General features: G+C 69.7%; 18 protein-coding genes. 4 read left to right on the top strand and 14 right to left on the bottom strand.

All coding sequences use genetic code 11. The features are described from left to right. The first annotated feature begins 324 nt into the window (after positions 1-324). Positions 325-594: a hypothetical protein gene (locus ACWDSJ_RS15100; RefSeq protein ID WP_450032367.1), complete on the top strand. Its 270-nt coding sequence runs from the start codon at positions 325-327 to the stop codon at positions 592-594. A 259-nt stretch (positions 595-853) separates the two neighbouring features. Here the strand turns inward: ACWDSJ_RS15100 and ACWDSJ_RS15095 are convergent, their stop codons facing one another. After that, positions 854-2,995, bottom strand: coding sequence for an Hsp70 family protein (locus ACWDSJ_RS15095; protein ID WP_450032365.1), 2,142 nt, complete (start codon positions 2,993-2,995; stop codon positions 854-856). Between the two features lie 553 nt (positions 2,996-3,548). On the opposite strand from ACWDSJ_RS15095, the gene ACWDSJ_RS15090 reads away from it, so the two are divergent. Both ACWDSJ_RS15090 and ACWDSJ_RS15085 read left to right on the top strand, forming a co-directional pair. Beyond that, positions 3,549-3,773: a hypothetical protein gene (locus ACWDSJ_RS15090; RefSeq protein WP_450032363.1), complete on the top strand. Its 225-nt coding sequence runs from the start codon at positions 3,549-3,551 to the stop codon at positions 3,771-3,773. After that, positions 3,707-4,189 (top strand): DJ-1/PfpI family protein, encoded by a 483-nt coding sequence (locus ACWDSJ_RS15085; protein ID WP_450032361.1) that lies wholly within the window; start codon positions 3,707-3,709, stop codon positions 4,187-4,189. Before ACWDSJ_RS15090 ends, ACWDSJ_RS15085 begins: the two co-directional genes overlap by 67 nt. A gap of 113 nt (positions 4,190-4,302) precedes the next feature. On the opposite strand, the gene ACWDSJ_RS15080 is transcribed toward ACWDSJ_RS15085, so the two are convergent. From ACWDSJ_RS15080 to ACWDSJ_RS15035, 10 genes are all read right to left on the bottom strand, one after another. Next, positions 4,303-5,862 carry an FAD-dependent oxidoreductase gene (locus ACWDSJ_RS15080; RefSeq protein ID WP_450032359.1) on the bottom strand — a complete coding sequence of 520 codons (1,560 nt, stop codon included), beginning with the start codon at positions 5,860-5,862 and terminating at the stop codon, positions 4,303-4,305. A 16-nt stretch (positions 5,863-5,878) separates the two neighbouring features. Then, positions 5,879-6,880 carry an AurF N-oxygenase family protein gene (locus tag ACWDSJ_RS15075; RefSeq protein ID WP_387369020.1) on the bottom strand — a complete coding sequence of 334 codons (1,002 nt, stop codon included), beginning with the start codon at positions 6,878-6,880 and terminating at the stop codon, positions 5,879-5,881. Positions 6,881-7,065: 185 nt separating this feature from the next. After that, complete coding sequence (locus ACWDSJ_RS15070; RefSeq protein ID WP_450032357.1) at positions 7,066-8,181, bottom strand: Hsp70 family protein; 1,116 nt, start codon at positions 8,179-8,181, stop codon at positions 7,066-7,068. A 195-nt stretch (positions 8,182-8,376) separates the two neighbouring features. Continuing rightward, entirely contained in the window at positions 8,377-9,372 is a 996-nt protein-coding gene (locus ACWDSJ_RS15065; RefSeq protein WP_387368811.1) for a sulfate/molybdate ABC transporter ATP-binding protein, read from the bottom strand. After that, positions 9,369-10,178 (bottom strand): sulfate ABC transporter permease subunit CysW, encoded by an 810-nt coding sequence (gene cysW, locus ACWDSJ_RS15060; RefSeq protein WP_387368809.1) that lies wholly within the window; start codon positions 10,176-10,178, stop codon positions 9,369-9,371. Before cysW ends, ACWDSJ_RS15065 begins: the two co-directional genes overlap by 4 nt. Further along, positions 10,175-10,969, bottom strand: a complete 795-nt coding sequence (cysT, locus tag ACWDSJ_RS15055) for a sulfate ABC transporter permease subunit CysT (RefSeq protein ID WP_450032507.1) — start codon at positions 10,967-10,969, stop codon at positions 10,175-10,177. Before cysT ends, cysW begins: the two co-directional genes overlap by 4 nt. A gap of 79 nt (positions 10,970-11,048) precedes the next feature. After that, positions 11,049-12,092: a sulfate ABC transporter substrate-binding protein gene (locus ACWDSJ_RS15050; RefSeq protein WP_450032354.1), complete on the bottom strand. Its 1,044-nt coding sequence runs from the start codon at positions 12,090-12,092 to the stop codon at positions 11,049-11,051. 194 nt (positions 12,093-12,286) lie between these two features. Then, the gene (locus ACWDSJ_RS15045) at positions 12,287-12,376 is read right to left on the bottom strand and encodes an Ms4533A family Cys-rich leader peptide (protein ID WP_342773471.1); all 90 of its coding nucleotides are present in this window, start codon (positions 12,374-12,376) and stop codon (positions 12,287-12,289) included. Positions 12,377-12,532: 156 nt separating this feature from the next. Then, positions 12,533-12,796: a hypothetical protein gene (locus ACWDSJ_RS15040; RefSeq protein WP_387368805.1), complete on the bottom strand. Its 264-nt coding sequence runs from the start codon at positions 12,794-12,796 to the stop codon at positions 12,533-12,535. Positions 12,797-12,942: 146 nt separating this feature from the next. Beyond that, a complete protein-coding gene (locus ACWDSJ_RS15035) occupies positions 12,943-13,179 on the bottom strand; it encodes a hypothetical protein (protein WP_387368803.1) in 237 nt (78 codons plus the stop codon). Between the two features lie 84 nt (positions 13,180-13,263). On the opposite strand from ACWDSJ_RS15035, the gene ACWDSJ_RS15030 reads away from it, so the two are divergent. Continuing rightward, positions 13,264-15,306 carry a glycoside hydrolase family 15 protein gene (locus tag ACWDSJ_RS15030; protein ID WP_450032353.1) on the top strand — a complete coding sequence of 681 codons (2,043 nt, stop codon included), beginning with the start codon at positions 13,264-13,266 and terminating at the stop codon, positions 15,304-15,306. Between the two features lie 61 nt (positions 15,307-15,367). On the opposite strand, the gene ACWDSJ_RS15025 is transcribed toward ACWDSJ_RS15030, so the two are convergent. The 3 genes from ACWDSJ_RS15025 to ACWDSJ_RS15015 form a co-directional block, all read right to left on the bottom strand. Next, a complete protein-coding gene (locus ACWDSJ_RS15025) occupies positions 15,368-15,622 on the bottom strand; it encodes a hypothetical protein (RefSeq protein ID WP_450032351.1) in 255 nt (84 codons plus the stop codon). Between the two features lie 61 nt (positions 15,623-15,683). After that, entirely contained in the window at positions 15,684-17,477 is a 1,794-nt protein-coding gene (locus ACWDSJ_RS15020; RefSeq protein WP_387368797.1) for a P-loop NTPase family protein, read from the bottom strand. Continuing rightward, positions 17,474-19,603 carry a hypothetical protein gene (locus tag ACWDSJ_RS15015; RefSeq protein ID WP_450032349.1) on the bottom strand — a complete coding sequence of 710 codons (2,130 nt, stop codon included), beginning with the start codon at positions 19,601-19,603 and terminating at the stop codon, positions 17,474-17,476. The genes ACWDSJ_RS15020 and ACWDSJ_RS15015 overlap by 4 nt, the downstream gene beginning before the upstream one ends. Positions 19,604-19,675 lie beyond the last annotated feature (72 nt).

The raw sequence follows: 19,675 nt of genomic DNA, 5'->3' as shown, positions 1-19,675 counted from the left end.
CTTCATCCGGACGTTCGGCATCGCTGCGTATGGTCCATCGGTGAGCACCACCAGTTGCGCGAGAGTTTCTGCGGCACAGTGAAATTCGCGACAGCATGATGGTGAACATGTGGGCCCGGCTTCGTGCCGCCAGTTGGGATGGTGTCGGCCGCGCAGTAGACGGGCGTCCCCTCGCCCGGGTGCGGCCTTCGGGCTGGACACCTTCGTCCGGACGTTCGGCATCGCTGCGTATGGTCCATCGGCGAGCACCACCAGTTGCGCGAGAGTCACTGCGGCGCAGTGAAATTCGCGACATCATGATGGTGAATATGTGGGCTCGGCTTCGTGCCGCCGGTCGGGATGGTGTCGGCCGCGCAGCAGCTACCCGCCCCGGGACAGCCCGCCGCGCAGGGACAGCCGCCCGCGCCGCAGGGCCCAGCGCTCGACGAGGACAACCTGGAACTCCCCGGAGCGCCGGGACAGCCACCCGCGCCGCAGGGTCCAGCGCTCGAGGGGACGACCTGGATCTTCCCGGGGCGCAGGGCGGCGGCACGGGCCTTGGGGTCGGGCATGACCCCCGGTCCCCGTCGTCGGTCAGTCATGGGCCTCGGCTGAGCTCTCCGGCCGACGACCTCGTGGCGCCCCTCATCTTGCGGCACGAGGTCGTCGGGCGGTGGGACGGTTTCGTCAGCGGGCGCGACGAAATCGTCCGGGTATTCGTTCGGGCTCAGTCGGTTTCGGGGAGTCTTCGCTTACGGCGCGTCGAGCCGCTGACGTCTGGGCGGAGAGGCACGGCCGCAGTGGCCCCTGCCGCTTCGGGGAGCCTTCGCTACTGCGTGTCGAGCCGGTGGCGTCTCGGCGGAAAGGCGCGACCTCAGTGGCCTTTGCCGCCGCCCGAGCCGCCTCCGGAACCGCCGCCCGATTTGCCCGCGCCGGATCCACCCGACATTCCGCCGGATGATGTTGTGCCCGAGCGAGTTCCGGAGGACGCACCGCCCACGGAGGCCGAGCCGTTCGACGGGCCCGACATCGATGTTCCACCCTGGGCCGCCGAGCCCCCGGTGGACGCGGCTCCCGAACTCGTTGCCCCGGAGCCGATTCCATTGCCCGTTGTCGTTCCACCGGACGCGGTTGAGCTGGCTTGGCCGCTCGTTCCACTGGACGCTCCCGCGGCACCGCCGGGCGAGTTCTGCTGGGAGCCAGCGGACGTCGACGAGCCCGCGGTGGACGGACCGTTCGGAGAGGCGGCCGGGCCGGAGGGCGCGCCAGGCGACGCGGGTGCAGCCCCCGGAGCCGAGGTAGGCGCACCCACGGAGCCCGGCGCGGGGGGATTTCCTGGGGCAGGTGCGTCGACCGAACCGGGCGCGGGCGCACTCGCGGGAGCGGGCGCATTAACGGAACCCGGCACACCCCCGGGAGCACCCACCGAACCCGGCGCGCTTCCTGGAGCGAGCGCACCCGCCGCCCCAGAAGCGGGTGCACCAACCGCACCCGGCGCAGGCGCACCCACGGGAGCAGGCGCACTCCCTGAAACGGGCGCACCCACCGCGAGCACACCTTCAGCCGGTGCGCCGATCGACCCTGTCGCCGCGATCGGATCCAACTGACCGGGCTGGATCGCGATGGGACCGGGCAGGCTCACCGACGGAATCGTCGCCGACACCGCCTGCCCGGACACGCGCGAGGCCGACGGCGCGAACGGCAGCGGATTGCGGAAGCGCGCAGGATCGGCGTATACCGCGCGGGTGGTGGGCGGATCACAACGGGTCCCGGCGCCGTGCGAGCGGATCACCGTCTCGATCGACGTCGTAGCCGAGATCGACTGCGACACCAGCTGTTTCGCGACATAAGGAGTGAGCCGCGTCAGCAATGCGTCGGCCTTCGACGGAACCCCGGCCATCTGAGCCAACCCGTCGAACAGCTCCAACTCCCGCTGATCCTGCCGATCCCCATCGGCCGGTCCCGCGAGCGCGGGCGCGAATTCCAATGCGGGACCGTCGGTTCCGATCGGCCCGGTGCCGAGCATGGTGGCCGCGGACATCGCCACCGCGGAAACCACGGCGGCGCTGGATAATACGGCCGCGCCCCGCGCGTACCGCCCGAGGCTCACCCCGCTGTCGGCGAGTCGCGCCGAGGCGAGGGCCGCCCCGACGGCGACCGTGTGCGCGGGATCGGGGGCCATCACGATCGGCCGGTCGAGTTCGGCGAGTACCTCGGCGACCTCGCCGGGCCGGACCGCGCCGCCGACCAGCAGCACCCGATCGATGTCCCGCAGCGTCAGCCCCGCTCCGCGCACGCAATTGCGCACGACGCGAAGGGAATTGCGGACATGCCAGACCCGCAGGCGCTGAGTGTCGATGGCGGGCACCACCTTCGACACCGGCGACGGCGCGCCCGGGGACAGCGCCCGCGCGTATCGGGCGAGGATCGTGCCGAGCGGACGGCCGCCGTAGTCGTGCGACCGCACCGGCGCGCCGAGCACGCCGCGCTCCTCGCGGTCGGCCTCGGTGCGTACGACGGCGACGTCGAGGCAGTTGCCGCCCAGATCGTAGACCAGCGTCAACCCGTTCTCCGAGACCCCGTGCTCGGCGTCGAGCCATTCCACCGCGGCCACCGGTTCGGGCATGAGCACGACGTCGGGCGCGCCCGCCCAGTCCAGCGCGTGCCGCAGCGACGTCACTTGACGTTCCGAATAGCAGGCCGGATAGGTGGCGACCGGACCTTCGGCGGGTTCGTTGGCGGTGACGAGACAGGAGACGACGGCGGCCACCAGATCGGCGGGCGTCCAAATACGCCCCGCCAGCAGCACCGGCTCGACATCGCGCGTCAGATCGGCGAAATCGGTGACCACAGGGGCGAATCGGGGCACGCCCCCGATGCGCGGCCCACCCGCGCTGTCGAACGTGACCGCCGTCCGCCGCACCCGCACCGCGGGCCGCTCGCGTTCCCCGGCGACCGCCGCCCACACCGAGTTCACTGTGCCGATGCTCATGCCGAAGCCAACAGTCATTGCCATCCCGTCAACGCACCGAGACCACGGCCCCATGGATAGCGCCATGTGGTCGCGGTCGTTTACCAAACAGCGAACTCAGGTTAGCTGGCACTTGTCGATCACGAATACCGAATGCGGAGAAAAGGTTTCAAACCCTTTGGTACGTATCACGAATACGCAGATAGAAGCCCATCTCCATCCATCCCCCACCCCCAAATCCCCACTCAACCGACCATTAACCCCCGAAACCAGCTACCGCACAGTAATTCTCACGAAAAACCGACCGGTGCGCTGCCATACCCCCGAGTTGATCACTCCGATCCCGAAAACAACCGACCGTTACCAAATGGCTGGATAGTAGCTAGACCTACCAGCGCCAGTCTTTCCGGACACATCACCCACCCGATACCACTCGGTCGGCAAAACGCTTCCCCCACACCGGAAGTCGACTCATGAACCCAGCCCGTTACCCCTGCTCGGCTTGGATGGCTCGTCGAACACGCGCTGCGGACGGCGAGCGTGAAACCATCAGTGGGCGACGTGGGGCGTGCCCCCGCTGAACGATGGGGGTCCGGCCGTGGCCGATCAGACGAAGCGCATCGGAATCCTCCTGTTCCCCGGTGTCGAGGAGCTGGACGCGATCGGCCCCTGGGAGATCCTGGCGAGCTGGGCCGAGTACTACCCCGGCGACGACGTCAAGGTGTTCACCTTCGCCACAACGGCCGAGCCCGTCGAATGCGCGAAGGGCATGACGATCACCCCCACCACAGCCTCCGATCCGCCCCGCCTCGCGACGTACTGATCCATCCCGGCGGCGCGGGCACCCGCGCCCTCGCCAAGGACCCCGACCACCTCGACTGGATACGCCGACAACGGGAAGCCACCCCCCTGATCACCAGCGTCTGCACCGGTTCCCTTGTCCTCGCCGCCGCGGGCCTGCTCTCCGGCCGCCCCGCGACCACCCACTGGCGCTCCCTGAAACACCTCACCACCCTCGACCCCACCATCGAGCCCCGCCCCTCCGACCGCTACGTCGACGACGGCGAAATCATCACCGCCGCAGGCGTTTCCGCCGGAATGGATATGTCCCTGCACCTGATCCAACGCCTCGCCGGACCCCAACGAGCCCGCCAGATCCGCCGCATAGTCCAATACGACCCCGACCCCCCACCCGCCACCGACTGGCCCCCAACCACCGACGACTCCGCATGGACCTGACCCCCAGGCATACGAACCCAGCCGCACCCCTTGTTCGGATCCGCACCCCCTTCAGGGCTCTGAAGGGGGTGCGGATCCGGATAAAGGGTGCGGCTGGGTTCGTGTAGCTGGGGTCAGGTGCGGGTGAGGAGTTTTCGTTTCCACCAGGGTTCGCTGGAGGTGCCGCCGCGGATGGCGGTGGGGCGGCGGGTGGTGATCAAGGTGTCGAAGTCGGCCAGCGAGGCGGGTGGGGTGGGGAGGGTGCCTGCGTTGAAGTCGTCGACCAGGTGGCGGACTGTTTCCTGGGCGCAGGATTTGTTGGTGCCGATGAAGCCCGTGGGGCCTCGTTTGATCCAGCCGGTGACGTAGGTGCCGGGTTCGACTCGGCCGTCTGTATTGGGGATGACGCCTCGGGCTTCGTCGAAGGGGAGGTCGGGGAGGGGGGTGCCGCGGTAGCCGACCGAGGCCAGGACCAGGCCGGTGTCCAGGGTTTCCGTATCGCCGGTGGGGACCGCGCGGACGGTGCCGTCGGGGTCGGTGGCGAGGGTGTTGTGGGCCAGTTCGATTCCGGTCACGCGGTCGGTGCCGGTGAGGGCCACGGGGGAGGACAGGTAGCGCAGGACGATGCGTTTGCGGGAACCGACGGGGCGGTCGGCGACCTGGTGGAGGAGGCGGAGTTTGTGTTCCACCTTCTGCGGCATACCCGGAATCGGTTCGGGGACTTCGCCTTCCACGACGATGTCGATGTCGGAACCGAGCAGGCCCACGAATTCCGGGACCGTGAAGGCCGATTCGGCGGGGCCGCGGCGGCCGACGATGACGACCTCCTCGATCTTGCTGTGCCGCAGCGCTTCCAGGGCACGCGGGGAGACGTCGGTGTCGGCGAGCAGTTCGGGATCGGCGGTGAGGATGCGGGCCACGTCCAGGGCGACATTGCCGTTGCCGACGATCACCGCGCGCCGGTGCGACAGGTCGAACTCGCGGTCGGCGTGGTCGGGATGGCCGTTGTACCAGGCCACGAACTCCGTCGCCGAGACGCTGCCGGGCAGGCCCTCGCCGGGGATGCCCAGTTTGCGGTCGGCCGACGCGCCCACGGCGTAGATCACCGCGTGGAAGTGCCGCAGCAGATCCGCGTGCGAAATGTGTTCGCCCACGGCGACATTCAGATACGAGCCGAAGCCGGGCTGGGCCGAGATGACGTCGAACAACCGGCTCACCTGCCGGGTGCGGGTGTGATCGGGGGCGACACCGTGCCGGGCCAGGCCGTAGGGCACCGGGAGCCGATCGAGAACCGTCACCGTGACGTCACGCTGGGTGAGCAACTCGTCGGCCGCGTACATCGCCGACGGCCCCGAACCGACGATCGCCACTCGCAGCGGGCCGCGCTCGCGCGAAACCTCCGGCGCCGGAATGGGTTTGGCGAGCGTCGGACGCGGCCGGACCTGCCGGTAGAAGTCGGCGTTGATCTCGATGAACGGCTGCTGTTCCGGCGTCAGCTTCTTCGAGGAGGTGATGGCGTCCACCGGGCACGCGGTGGCGCAGGCGCCGCAGTCCACGCACGCCTGCGGGTCGACGTACAGCATCTCCGCCGTCCGGAAGTCCGGTTCGTCGGGCGTGGGATGGATGCAGTTGACCGGGCAGGCGTACACGCACGAGGCGTCGCTGCAACAGGACTGGGTGACGACGTAGGGCATCGATGACCGCCGTCGTTCAGTGCGCCCGCACGGCGCGCAGCGGCTCCGAGCGGTAGCGGGTGGTGTGGCCGTCGATCTTCAGCAGCTTCCACACACCGCGGGCAATCGGGTTCATCAGGCCGATCTCCTTGGCCAGCGTGCGCACGTCGCCGAAGAAGTCGGCGAAGTCCTGCTTGGCCTCCTTGGTGCCGTAGAACAGCTCCTTGCGCACGTAGTCCGGAATGTCGAACTCGCGCCAGAACGACCGCGGCGGGGTGTAGATCGAGCGGCCGAGGATCCACATCACGACCGGCATCAGCAGCGAGAGCACGAACTTGTTGGCGGCGTTGGTCTCCGGCACGTGGTTCTTGAGGAACTCGTGCGCGAACGAGATGTGCCGCGCCTCCTCGGCCACGTGAATGGACATGACGCCGCGCATGATCGGATGCACCTCTTCGCCCGAGCGCAGGATCGCCTTCTGGATGTGGTCGATCGGCTCCTCGCCGGCGAGCACGGCCATGAAGAACAGGTTCGGGAACAGCGCGGCCACGGGCGCGCCGATGTACTTGAACTTGCTGACCAGCGGGCCCATCCCGGGCACGTCGATGCCGATCCGGTTGACCATCTCCTGGAACATCAGGGTGTGGTTGTGCTCCTCGATCATCTCGTGGGAGCAGTACCGGAACTCGGGCGAGCCGTTGGGCAGGCCGAAGTTGTGCGTCACCATGCCGCTGATGAGGATGGACTCGAACTGGAGGCCGACCTTGGCGACATTGGCCTGGCGGTACTTGCCGATGGCGATCTTCCGCTCCAGCGGCAGGGCCTGGTACCAGGGGTGGCGGCCGAGGGCGTCACCGGAGACGGGCAGCACCCACCGCTCCTCACCGGCGTCGGGCGCGAAATCGGGGTTGTCCCAGTCGATGTCGTCGAACGGATCGAAGTGCTTGTTGACCGAGCCCTCCGAGAGCAGCATCAACTTCTGGGCGTACTCCTGAGCCTGGGCGACCACGGGGTCGTTGGGCGTCGCGGCAACGGACATCGTCGTCACAGCCTCTCCATCTCGCACTAGTAACTGTGTCCCATGGTTACACCAACACCGAGTCACGTCAACTAGCCGATCGGAGGGTGAGCGCCCGATTTCGAGGTTCGGTGCACAGACGTACACCCGAACTGGGGGTACCCGCGAGTAGGTCCGCTATGGGTGTGTCACAGATAACAACGGCGTCAGGGCGCGGGTTGGACGAAGCACATCCCGTTCGCGTCGATGAGCGCGGCGGCGGCCCCGTCGCTGGCCACCGCGGTCGCCGCGAACAGCGCTCCCCCGGCCGCGACGGCGGCGGTCACCGCGGCGCGGGCGAATCGGCGCCGCAAGCCCGCGCGGGCGGCCCGGCGTTCGGCGACCGCGTCCGGCGGGGCGGCCGCGCGGGACGCCAGGAGCGCCGCGCCCTCGGCGATGGTCCGCTCCGGATCGGCGGCGACGAAGACCGGACGGGCCAGGGCGTCCGCCAGCGCCCCGGCCACCTCCGGCGGGCGCGCGGCCCCGCCCACCACCAGCACCCGATCGACGTCGGCCATCGTGACGTCGGCGACGCGCAGACATTCGTAGACCAACCCCAGGGATCGACGAATGTGCGCGGCGCGCAGTTCGGTGATGGTGGTATCGGACAGCACCCCGACCAGGGTGGGTGCGTCGGTGGCGTGCCAGCGCGCCCGCCGGGCCATCAGGTCGCCGAACGCCCGGCCGCCGAATGCCTTGGAGCGCAACGGCTCTCCGACGATCGGATCGTCCGGGCGGCCCGCGCCGACCCGTACCAGGGTGACGGTCAACCCGGACCCGCCGAGGTCGTAGACCAGCGCCAGGCCCGGCATGAGCGGTCCGTGCCGGTGTTCGAGCCAGGCCGCGGCCGCGACGGGTTCGGCGACCAGCGCGGCCCGGTCCAGTCCGGCCGCGTCGAGCGCGGCGCGCAGGTCGGCCACCCGCTCGGGCGGGTAGTGGATCGGATGGGTGATCGTAATGCCCACGCCCGCATCGCCTTTCGCGCCCAGCGCGGTGGCGATGACGCTGTCGGCGACGGTGGCCACCAGATCCGCGGCCGACAGCGCGCGATGCCCCACCCGGGCCGAGACCGCCGAACCCTCGGTGAGATCGGCGAATTCGGTGATGGCCCGGCCGTGGCGCGGGATGCGCCCGACCCGCGCGGCGCCGGTGCTGTCGAAGGTGAGCGTGGTGCGCCAGGTGTGCGGTGGGCCGCCGCGCGACTTCCGTTCGGCGCGACCGCCGCCCGTCACGGCGCAGACCGTGTTGACCGTGCCGATACTCACGCCGAGCCCAACCGTCATCACACCCACCTCGTTCGAGAGCCGTTTGCCCGCAATGACCGTATGGAGCCGATCACGCCGAGAAGCGGTCTACCCGAAGTGACCCGTAGCAGGCGATCGCGTCGAGAAGCCGTTTACCGAACCGTGACCCGTATCAAGGCAATCACCTTGCTGGGGGTTTGCCAAGCAGAGGACACGGGGTTGTCCGGGCGGGTGTCAGGCGCTGGGCAGGTCCGGGATTCGGGTGGCGCGGGCGTAGACGGTCTCACCGTCGTTGAGCCGCAAGGCTTCCGCGTCGCCGCGGGTCACCTGGGCGGTGAACAGGTCGCCGGTGGCGGCGTTGCGCAGTTCCAGGCGCACCTCGAAGCCGAGGTGCACGACGCGCTCGACCGTCGCCCGGGTGACGCCGGCGGATTCGGCGGTGCCCTCGTGTTCGGCCAGCGCCATGCTCGGATCGCGGCCGATGCGGATGTCGTGCGGGCGCACCAGATGTCCGTTCAGCTTGGCGACCGCGCCGAGGAACGACATCACGAAATCGTTTGCGGGACGGTCGTACACGTCCTCGGGCGTGCCGACCTGTTCGATGCGCCCCTTGTTCATCACCGCGATCCGGTCGGCGACGTCGAGCGCCTCCTCCTGATCGTGGGTGACCAGCACGGTGGTGACGTGCACCTCCTCGTGCAGCCGCCGCAGCCAGGTGCGCAGATCGTGGCGCACCTTCGCGTCGAGCGCGCCGAACGGCTCGTCGAGCAGCAGCACCTGCGGGTCCACGGCCAGCGCGCGGGCCAGGGCCATGCGCTGACGCTGCCCGCCCGACAGCTGCGAGGGGTAGCGGTGCTGGAAGCCGTCGAGGCCGACGATGCCCAGCAATTCGTCCACGCGCCGGGTGATCTCGCGCTTGGGCCGCTTGCGGATCTTCAGGCCGAAGGCCACGTTGTCGCGCACGGTCATGTGCTTGAACGCCGCGTAGTGCTGGAACACGAACCCGATGTCGCGCTTCTGCGGCGGCACCCGGGTCACGTCCCGGTCGGCGATGACCACCAGGCCCGAATCCAGCGATTCCAGTCCGGCGATCGAGCGCAGCAGCGTCGACTTGCCCGAACCGGACGGGCCGAGCAGCGCGGTCAGCTCGCCGGAGGGGATCTCGAGACTCACGTCGTCGAGGGCGGCGAACGAACCGTAGCGTTTGTTCGCGTTGGTGACGGTGATCATTTCGCAGTGCCCCGCTTGCGTTCGAGGAGGGTCATCAGGATCAGGGTGACGAGCGCCAGGCCCATCAGCAGGGTCGCCGCGCAGTACGCGCCGAAGGTGTTGTGGTCGTTGATGTATCGGCCGTGCACCAGCAGCGTCAGCGTCTGCGAGATGCCGGGCAGCGCCGAGGACACCATGATCACGCCGCCGAATTCGCCGAGGGCGCGCGCGACGGTGAGCACGATGCCGTAGGTCAGGCCCCAGCGGATGGCGGGCAGGGTGATCCGCCAGAACGTCTGCCAGCGCGTCGCGCCCAGGGTGGCCGCGGCCTGTTCCTGATCGTCGCCGATCTCGTGCAGCACCGGCACGACCTCGCTGACCACGAACGGCAGCGTCACGAAGATGGTGGCCAGCACCATGCCCGGCAGCCCGAAGATCACCTTGAAGCCGAGGTTCTCCACACCGCCGAACCAGCCGTGCACACCCCACAGCATGATCAGCGAAACACCCACCACCACAGGCGAAACCGCGAACGGCAGATCCACCACGCCCTGAATCAGCGTGCGGCCCGGGAAGTTTCCGCGCACCAGCGCGATCGCGGTGATCACGCCGAACACCACGTTGAGCGGGACCACGATCGCCACGATCAGCAGCGACAGATCGAACGCGGAGATGGCGGCCGGGGTGGTGATGGATTCGAAGAACGCGCCGAGGCCGCGTTCGAAGCTGCGCCACAGGATGATGATCAGCGGCGCCACCAGCAGCACGAACAGGTACGCCAGCGCGAGCACGCGCAGCGAGAGCCGGGTCGGGGTGGACAGTTTCATCGCGTCGACTGCTCCTTGCGTGCCGTCCGGTCGGCGACGACCCGCAGCACCAGCAGGGTGGCGAAGGAGATCACCAGCAGCGCCACCGACACCGCCGCGGCGTTCATCGGCCGGTCCACCTCGATCTGCTGCTGGATGTACTGCGAGGCCACCTGGGTGTGGCGGGGGATGTTGCCGCCGATGAGCACGACCGAACCGTATTCGCCGATGGCCCGGGCGAAGGCGAGGCCGCCGCCGGAGATGATCGCCGGGGCGAGCGTGGGCAGCACGATCTTGCGGAAGGTGGTGAGGTTGTCCGCGCCCAGCGAGGCCGCGGCCTGCTCCACCTCCTTGTCGGTCTCGATCAGCACCGGCTGCACCGAGCGGACCACGAACGGCAGCGTGACGAAGGTCAGCGCCACCACCAGGCCCGGCTGGGTGGCGTTGAAGTGCACACCCACCGGGCTCTCCGGGCCGTAGAGCGACAGCAGCACGATGCTGGCGACGATCGTGGGCAGCGCGAAGGGCAGGTCGATCAGCGCGTTGACGACGCCCTTGCCCGGGAACTCGTCGCGCACGAGCACCCAGGCGACCAGGGTGCCCATCACGACGTTGACCAGGGCCACCACCACCGAGACGAGCACCGTCACCCGCAGCGCGTCCAGCGCGGCGGGTGCGGTGACGGCGTCCCAGAACCCCGACCAGCCCTCGTCGAAGGAGTGGAAGGTCAGCGCGGCCAGCGGGAGCAACACGATCAGGCTGAGCCACAACACCGCGGTGGCGATGCCGAGCGGCCCGACCGAACCGGTCATCCGCAGCCAGGAGCGGCGTGGTCGTTGTCCGATACTGCTGTCGGTCACGATCGTCGAGTATTCCCGAGTGGTCCCTGCGCTACTTGGTGGCCTTGTCGTAGATCACCGCGACACTGCCCGTGTTGGGGGTGAACAGGTCCTTGTCGACCTGCTTCCACCCGCCCAGGTCGGCGATGGTCCACACCTTGCCCGGCGTCGGGAAGTCCTTGGCGAACTCGCTGGTGACCTTCGGGTCGACGGGCCGGAAATCGGCCTGCGCGAACGCCTTCTGGCCAGCCTCGGTGAACAGGAAGTCCTTGAACTTCACGGCCTTGTCGAGGTTCTTGGAGTTCTTCAGCACCGCGACCGGGTTCTCGATCTTGAAGGTGGTCGGCGGCAGCACGTGCTCGATCGGGTCGCCGTTGCGCTCGGAGAACAGCGCCTCGTTCTCGTAGCTGAGCAGCACGTCACCGGTGCCCTGGAGGAAGGTGTCGGTCGCCTCGCGGCCCGACTTGGGCTGCACCTTGATGTGATCCTTGGAGATGAGCTGGCTCAGGTAGTCCAGGCCCGCCTGCGGGTTCTTGCCGCCCTCGCTCTTGGCCGCGTACGGGGCGAGCAGGTTCCACTTGGCCGAACCGGAGCTGAACGGGTTGGGGGTGACCACCTCGACGCCCGGCTTGAGCAGATCGTCCCAGTCCTTGATGCCCTTGGGGTTGCCCTTGCGGACCGCGATCACGACCACCGAACCGAACGGAATTCCCTTGTGCGCGTCGGCATTCCAGCTCGCGTCGACCTGACCGGAGTCGACCAGCCGGGTGATGTCGGGCTCGACGGAGAAGTTCACCACATCGGCCTCGGCCCCGTCCTTGACCTTGCGGGACTGGTCACCCGACGCGCCGTAGCTCGCCTGCACGCCGACGCCCTTGCCGCCCTCGGTCTTGTTGAACTCGGGGATGACCTTGTCGAAACCGGGCTTGGCGACCGAGTAGGCGAACAGCGTCAGCGAGCTGCTGCTGCCGCCCCCGTTGCCGCCGGAGGTGTCGCTGGCTCCGCCACCGCAGGCGGTCAGGGCGACGGCCGCCAGCGCGGTGAGCGCGACGGCGGCGGTACGTCGACGCGAGAAGAGCCGGGAACTGCGAGACATCGGGTGAACCTTTCCTGCTGCCCGCCAGCACGGATACGAGAGTCGTGGCGGAACGTTGGGGATGCCGAGAGGATCCGCCGCACGGGTCGTGCGGCAGTGGCGCGGCTACGGCTGACGCCGCGGGAACGGGTTCGGTCTGCGAAAGTGCGCGCCAATTCTAACGGGAGTTACGCGCAGCCGAACCCGGTGCGAATTCAGCGACAGTAGATATCGGCGACCACGAGACAACGCACCGCGATCAACGCCAATTCGTGGCGGACCTGCGGCACAACGCTCGATGACACGGGCAAACCTTAACAGAGCGGGCACGAACCTCGCGAATCACCCGAATGGAAACGACGGAGGTGAAGCGGATCCGGGGGCGCCCTCCCGGGGGAAGCGACAGGAGGCCCCGCGGCATGCCGGGGGCCTCGTCGAGGGTGCTGATGAACCGGGGCGGTCTAGTCCTCGTCGACCTCGGGCGGACTCTCCAGCAAATCGAGGATCCACTCCTCCGAGGCGGTCTCCTCGCCGTCCTCCCCGTCCTCGTCCACCCGCAGCCGGTTGTGCAGGCGCACCCCGAGGCCGAGCAGCTGGGCGGCCCGGACCATCTCGATCGCCTCCTCCGGAGAGGCGTAGTGGGTGGCGATCAGGCGAGGGCTCTCTTCGAGTTCGTCGGACTCCAGCAGCTGTTCGAGTCCCGCGAAATCCTCATCGGTTGGCATGGGGTGCACAGTACCGAACCGGGGCGACATCGGGGGTGGCCCGTGCGCCGAAGGGCGGCGTTCGGGCGGTCAGCGGGTGAGCAACCAGGCCACGACGACGAGTACGAGCAGGGCGATCAGCGCGAGCTGCACCCGCGAGCGCGGCATCAGACCGGCTCCTTTTCCCGACGCACCGGCCGCGGCGCGTCCGGACGGGGTTCGGCGACGACGGCCCGGTCGCGCCCGAGGGCCCGCAGCGCCACGCGCAGCCCGCGATCGAGCAGATACGCGAGGGCGAAGCTCACCGGGACCATCCCGACCAGGACCACGGCGAACTGCGGCACGAACGGCAGCCCGGCGACCCACAGTTCGAAGCCGTCCCACCACCCAGCGATGTGTTGCACGCCCCCAGCCTAGTAGCCGCGGCGCTCGGGGGAACCGGCCCGGTCGCTGTGGACGCGCTCGCCCGAGGCACCCATGATTGGGACATGGCGTCCTTCGATGAACCGATCAGCGACGAACCCCTCGACCCCGACCTCGACGCGGAGATCATCCCGGTGCGCCGCGACGCGCTCGCCGACATCCCCGACATCGATCTCGCGGGCGGCTTCGTCCCGGCGCATCTGGGCACCACCCACAAATCCATCTTCCCGCCCATCGATGACTACGCCTTCCTGTCCGACTGCGAGGTCAACTGCCTCATCGCCCGCAACGGCGCGGTGGAGTGGATGTGCCTGCCGCGCCCCGACTCCCCCAGTGTGTTCGCCGCGATGCTCGATCGCAGCGCGGGCCACTTCCGGGTCGGGCCCTACGGGGTGAACGTGCCCGCCGCGCGGCGCTACCTGCCCGGCGGCATGATCCTCGAGACCACCTGGCAGACCGATACCGGCTGGCTGATCGTGCGCGACGCGCTGGTGCTGGGCCCGTGGCACAACAACGACAAGCGCAGCCGCACCTACCGCCGCACCCCGATGGACTGGGACGCCGAACATCTGCTGTTGCGGACGGTGAAGTGCGTGAGCGGCGTGGTCGAACTCGAGGTCAGCTGCGAACCCGCCTTCGACTATCACCGCGCCGCGGCCACCTGGGAGTACACCGGCGAGGTCTACGAGCAGGCCACCGCGCGCTGCGAGGGCGAATTGCCGTGCGACAACCTGATTCTCACCACCGATCTGCGGCTCGGCCTCGAGGGCCGGGAGGCGCGCGCCCGCAGCCGGATGCGCGAGGGCGACGAGGTGTTCGTGGCGCTGTCGTGGTCGGTGCTGCCGCCGCCGCGCAATTTCGCCGAGGCCGCGCAGAAGATGTGGCAGACCACCGAATGTTGGCGGCAGTGGATCACGCTCGGCAAGTTCCCGGACCATCCCTGGCGCGGGTACCTCCAGCGCAGCGCCCTCACCCTCAAGGGCCTGACCTACGCGCCGACCGGGGCGCTGCTCGCGGCGGCGACCACCTCACTGCCGGAAACCCCTGGGGGCGAACGCAACTGGGACTACCGCTACTCCTGGGTGCGCGATTCCAGTTTCGCGCTGTGGGGGCTGTACACGCTCGGGATGAACCGCGAGGCCGACGACTTCTTCGCGTTCCTGCACGACGTCGCCACCGACGGCGACGGCGATCCGCTGCCGTTGCAGGTGCTCTACGGCGTCGGCGGCGAACGCGAGATCACCGAGGCCGAGCTGAACCACCTCTACGGCTACGACGGCGCGCGCCCGGTGCGCATCGGCAACGGCGCCTACAACCAGCAGCAGCACGACGTCTGGGGCGTGCTGCTGGATTCGGTGTACCTGCACGTGAAGTCGCGGCAGCAGGTCCCGGAGACGTTGTGGCCCATGCTCGAACAGGCCGTGCAGGGCGCGATCGACAACTGGCGCGAACCCGATCGCGGCATCTGGGAGGTGCGCGGGGAACCCCAGCACTTCACCTCGTCGAAGATCTTCTGCTGGGTGGCGCTGGATCGCGGCGCGAAACTGGCCGAGATGCACGGCGAACTCGACTTCGCCAAGAAGTGGTCCGACATCGCCGAGGAGATCCACGCCGACGTCCTCGAGCACGGCGTCAACGACAAGGGCGTGTTCACCCAGACCTACGGCGGCGACACCCTCGACGCGTCGCTGCTGCTGATCCCGCTGGTCCGCTTCCTGCCCGCGACCGACGCCCGGGTGCGCGACACCGTGCTGGCCATCGCCGACGAGCTCACCGATCACGGCCTGGTGCTGCGCTACCGCACCGAGACCACCGACGACGGATTGTCCGGCGCGGAGGGCACTTTCACGATCTGCTCGTTCTGGCTGGTGTCCGCACTCGTCGAGATCGGCGAGGTCTCCCGCGCCCGGCGGCTGTGCGAGCGGCTGCTCGGCTACGCCAGCCCGCTGGAGCTGTTCGCCGAGGAACTCGATCCGCGGACCGGGCGGCACCTGGGCAACTATCCGCAGGCGTTCACCCATCTGGCCCTGATCAACGCCCTCACCCACGTGATCCGGGCCGAGCAGTCGGTGTCCTCCGGCGACTTCCACCCGGCCCACCGGGCCTGAGCAGGAGCCTTGCCCTAGGCCCCGGGAAGCCCGACCGGGGCACACTGAGAGCGGGACGGAGTCAGCTCGGGGTGCAGGCGATGGTCTCGAAGTCGGCCTGCCCCCGCCACTCCGGGCGGGCACGCAGGCGGGCCTGGTTGACCCCGTTGCGGGCCTGCACGGTGACGGGCGCGAGATCCTGGCCGTCCCATGTCTTGGCGGTGCAGGTGTAGTTCAGCGGCGCCCGGGGCGCGGCCTCGGCCGCGGGGGCGGCGAACGCGACGGCCGAACCGAGCAACAGACCGACCGGCAGCCCGGCGAGCAGTGTGGTACGCAAAATACTTCCTCCGCGAATCGGGTTTCGGCGTAACTTACCGCACCCGCCGCGCGCGGGCAGCTCAGATCGCGTCGGCCCGCTCGCGCAGGTCGCGCAGCGACACCAGCGTGGACTCGATATCGGTGAGGCGGCGGTTGCGGCCCTCCGGGGAGTGCACGGCCGCGGCCTCCTCGGCCGCGCGCAGGGATTCGTCGACCGAGCGCAACGTCTGGTTGGCCAGCGTGGTGAAGTGGTCGCGCAGCGTCCGCTGCACCGCGCGCAGCCGATTGCGGGATTCCTTGCCCACCTGGAAGATCACGTCGTCCATCAGCCGCGCGACCGCCACCTTGGCCTCGGCCTGGCGCTTCTCCCGGCGCAGCTTGCGGTCCTCCCACAGCGCGTACGCGCCGAGCAGGATCGCGGCCGTACCCGAGTACCAGTTCACCGGCGGCAGCCCCGCCACGCTCGCCAGCAGCACGCCGACCATCAGCAGACCGCCGTAGCCGCCGCGCATCACGTTCAGAACCGGTTGTATCACACCGACTTTCGCGCTGCCCAGCGGTTCCAGCGAGGCGACCGGCTCGAGCACCTCGCCGGGCTTCTCCAGCCGCAGATCCGGCATCGGCACGTCGCGGTCGGTGCCGAACTTGTTGCCCACCTGCTCGGCCAACTCCACCGAACGGTAGTGCGCGATGACGAAGTTCTCCTCGACCGCCTCGCAGATCCGCGCGTCCAGATCCGCGCCGAACTCGGCCCATTTGCGGGCCGGATCCTGCTTCGAGATCTCGTTCTCCGCGTCGCGAATCAGGCTGCGCAGCCGGTGGCGCAGGTCGTGTTCGATATCGGCCATCAGTTCGGCGCAGCCGTCGGCGAGGGTGACCTGCCAGTTGGCCGAACGCTGACGCAGATCGTCGGCCTCGGCGCGCAGCATCCGCAGCCGATCGGTGATCTCACCGTAGCGGCGCGGATCGCGCAGGGTCTCGGCCTCGCTGCGCAGGGCCAGCGCCAGATGGTCGGTGATCATCCGGATATCGCGGACCGCGGCCTCGCGGGCCACCGAGTCGGCGCGGCCCAGCACGTAGTCGCGGATGTGGTCGATCAGTTGCGGCACACCGGATTCCAGATCGCGGCGGCGGTCGTGTCCGGCCTGGAGGTACATCTCGGCCGAGATCGGGGCGACCGCGAAACCGAGTCCGGCGTTGTCGAGCAGGGTCCGGTTGCGCTGCTGCACCTGGGCCCAGTGCGGGAACCGGTCGATCTTGTTGAGCACGCAGATGACCGTCGGGCACACCTGCTGGATGCGTTGCAGCTGCGCGATCTGCTCGGGGCCGTACTCCACCGCGGCCTCGCAGACGTAGAGCACGGCGTCGGCGGCGGCGATCAGCGACCAGGTGGTGGAGGTGTCGGCGGGGGCGCCGGGGGCGTCCATCACCACGAAGCCCTCGGCCAGCAGCGGACTGGGCGCGGCGAACTCGGCGCGGATCACGCCCTCGGCGGCCAGCGCCGAGCCCGGCTCGTGCGGGTCGATGGGCAGTCGTTCGGTGCGCCCGGCGACCGTGGCGCGGACCAGCGTGGCGGCCGGTTCGGGTCCGTACTCGGCGATGACCGGCACGCCGACGGGAGTTTCGGTGGGGCTCACCGTCATTCCGACCAGACCGTTGACCAGGGTGCTCATCCCGTTCTTGGGTTCACCCACGACCACCAGCCGCACCCGCGGATCGGCGACCCGCGCGCGCGACATCACCAGGCGCGCGGTCAGATCCGCGCGGCCGGACGCGCGCGTCTGCCCGAGCAGCTCGTCGAGCAGCCCGAGCAGGGGCGCCATCGCGTCCGGATGCTTGGCGGTGCCAGTGTCCAGTTCCGTCGTTCCCGTCACAGCGTCATGTGTAGGTCGGCGACCGGGTGGAGCACCGGGTGATGCAGTTCGGCGTAGGTCGTGTCGGGCATCAGCTGGGTGGACAGGTCACCGCCCGAGGCCACCAGCAGGCCGCCGTGATCGCCGGTCCACGGGGTGTGGTCGTAGGTGTCGACCACGTGCGAAACCGGTTTCACCGGAACCTGATTGGTGGGCACGACCGCGCCTGGATGCGGATCGACCGGGGCCACATGGGTTCCCGTACCGCCCGTCTCGCCCCCGTCCGGCCGGATGGTCGGCTGCGGTTGCTGGGTGGTCGGGGCCGTGCCGTGATTCGCGGTGGTCGGCGCGGTGTTGTCCGCCGACGGGGTGGAACCGTGCGTGCCGGTGGGGTCGGCGCCGTGCCCCGTCGTACCACCGTCCGAATCGTGGGTGGTGGTCGGCGTTCGCGTCGAATCCGAACCGCCGCCCGTGGTGCCGGTCGGACCGCTCGGGTCGTCGTCGGTGGCGTCGCCGGGCCGCGTCGTGGCGCCGCCGGTGTGGGTGGTGCTGCCGCCCGGCTGCGTCGTGCCGGAATCGCCGGGGCGCGTGGTGGTTCCGCCGGTGTGCCCGGTGGTCGAGTCGCCCGGTCGCGTGGTGGTCGCGTCCCCCGGCTTGGTGAGCACGGTGGGCGGCACGCTGACGTGCGGGACCGTGCTCGACTTGTCGGCGTCGGTCGGCGAGGTCGGCGTCCTGCCGGTGGTCGTCGGCTCCCCGGTGGCGGTGCGGCCCGCGTGGCCGCCCGGCGTCGTCGTGATCGTCGATCCGGTGTCGGCGTGCGCGACCGCGGGCACCGCCACCAGGGGCGCCACATGGGTCGGCAGCACGGTCGCGATCGGACTCGCCCCGGCCTCGGCGGCATGCGGCCCGGTCTGCAACGGCGTCGCGGCCACCGGCTGCACCATCGGCGGCGCGGGCGGGGCCGTGATCGCTTGCGGCACAGCGACATTCGTGACCGGAGCCGAGACGACCGCGGGCGCGGCGGGCGCGGCGGCGAGCACCGGAACCCCCGGAGCCCCGCTGACCGGCGGGAACGCGCCCGGCGTCGCGGGCGTACCCGCGGGCGCGGCGAACGCGGGCGCGCCGGAGGTCGCGGCCTGCGGACCGGACTGCGCGCCCAGCTGTGAATGCGATCCCGTCGAACCGTGGCCCTGCGAATCACCGCCCGTGGGAAGGTGATTCACCCCCGACCCCAGCCAGTGCGAGTAGTCGTCCAGCTGATCGCCCACGTCGCCGACCGCGAAATCGACCTTCGCCTCGGTGGTCACCCAGATTCCGTCGAGGCCGACGTGCGCGTCGACCTTCACCTCGGTGCCGAGGAATACGCCCGGATTGCCGCCGCCGACGCCGTGGAAGGCGTGCTCGGGCTGTCCGGCCGCGTCGGGCAGGCCGAAGCCGCCCGCGCCGAGCCCGTTCATCCCGGGCAGCGACAGGCCGTTGGTGCCGGGCAGCCCGAGGCCGTGGTTCAGCGGCAGCGCGGTCGAATGTCCGTCCGCGCCCGGCAATCCCGATTCGGCGGACCCGTGCGCGGGATGGGTGGGCAGGCTGGGCAGTCCGAACCCGGACGAACCGTGCTCGCTACCCGGCAGGCCGAACGGCGCGTTCGAGCCGGTCGAATCGTCCAGGGTCGGCAGGCCGCCGATGCCCGGCACGCCCTCGCCCGCGTTCGGGTCGTAGTTCTCGGTGCCGCTGGGCGGCAGATGCATGCTCGGCGCGCCCGCACCCACGGTGCCGTCGAGTTCGGGCAGGCCGAAGCCGCCCGATCGCGGCGGCAGCGGCTGCGCGGCGGGCAGCGGGGCGGCGACGGACGTGGGCCCGTGCGAACCCAGTTGCGGCGGTACCGAATTCGGCGCGGGGTCCGGGTAGGACATCACCGGGCTGGGCGCGTCGGGGTGCGGGTCGTTGATCGCCCAGCCCGCGAAGTGGCTGCTGTCGTGCGATTCGTGGGACGGGGCCGGGCTGCCATTGGACGCGACGAGTGCGCCACCCGTCACGTATGCGCCTGCCCGGGCCACCCGCGCGACGCCGTTCGCGACGCGATACGCGGTTTCCCCCGCGTGATCGCCCGCGCCCGAATCGTCGTCGTCGAAGGGCAGGTCACGCGTCATACAAGCTCCGCTCTCAGGTGCTCGGTATCCGGACCGAACGGGTCATACGAAAAAGATCAGGTACACCATATG

This window comes from Nocardia sp. NPDC003482, assembly GCF_053588115.1.
The sequence above is the reverse complement of the archived record's forward strand: the minus strand, read 5'-3'. Positions and strand labels throughout refer to the sequence as shown.

Excerpts from the sequence above, each read along its gene's own strand:
- ACWDSJ_RS15080 (WP_450032359.1), bottom strand. The coding sequence starts at position 5,862 with ATGCCCTACGTCGTCACCCAGTCCTGTTGCAGCGACGCCTCGTGCGTG.
- cysT (WP_450032507.1), bottom strand. The coding sequence starts at position 10,969 with ATGACCGGTTCGGTCGGGCCGCTCGGCATCGCCACCGCGGTGTTGTGG.
- ACWDSJ_RS15030 (WP_450032353.1), top strand. The coding sequence starts at position 13,264 with ATGGCGTCCTTCGATGAACCGATCAGCGACGAACCCCTCGACCCCGAC.
- ACWDSJ_RS15085 (WP_450032361.1), top strand. The coding sequence starts at position 3,707 with ATGCGCGAAGGGCATGACGATCACCCCCACCACAGCCTCCGATCCGCC.
- ACWDSJ_RS15070 (WP_450032357.1), bottom strand. The coding sequence starts at position 8,181 with ATGACGGTTGGGCTCGGCGTGAGTATCGGCACGGTCAACACGGTCTGC.
- cysW (WP_387368809.1), bottom strand. The coding sequence starts at position 10,178 with ATGAAACTGTCCACCCCGACCCGGCTCTCGCTGCGCGTGCTCGCGCTG.
- ACWDSJ_RS15015 (WP_450032349.1), bottom strand. The coding sequence starts at position 19,603 with ATGACGCGTGACCTGCCCTTCGACGACGACGATTCGGGCGCGGGCGAT.
- ACWDSJ_RS15075 (WP_387369020.1), bottom strand. The coding sequence starts at position 6,880 with ATGTCCGTTGCCGCGACGCCCAACGACCCCGTGGTCGCCCAGGCTCAG.
- ACWDSJ_RS15050 (WP_450032354.1), bottom strand. The coding sequence starts at position 12,092 with ATGTCTCGCAGTTCCCGGCTCTTCTCGCGTCGACGTACCGCCGCCGTC.
- ACWDSJ_RS15040 (WP_387368805.1), bottom strand. The coding sequence starts at position 12,796 with ATGCCAACCGATGAGGATTTCGCGGGACTCGAACAGCTGCTGGAGTCC.
- ACWDSJ_RS15065 (WP_387368811.1), bottom strand. The coding sequence starts at position 9,372 with ATGATCACCGTCACCAACGCGAACAAACGCTACGGTTCGTTCGCCGCC.
- ACWDSJ_RS15095 (WP_450032365.1), bottom strand. The coding sequence starts at position 2,995 with ATGGCAATGACTGTTGGCTTCGGCATGAGCATCGGCACAGTGAACTCG.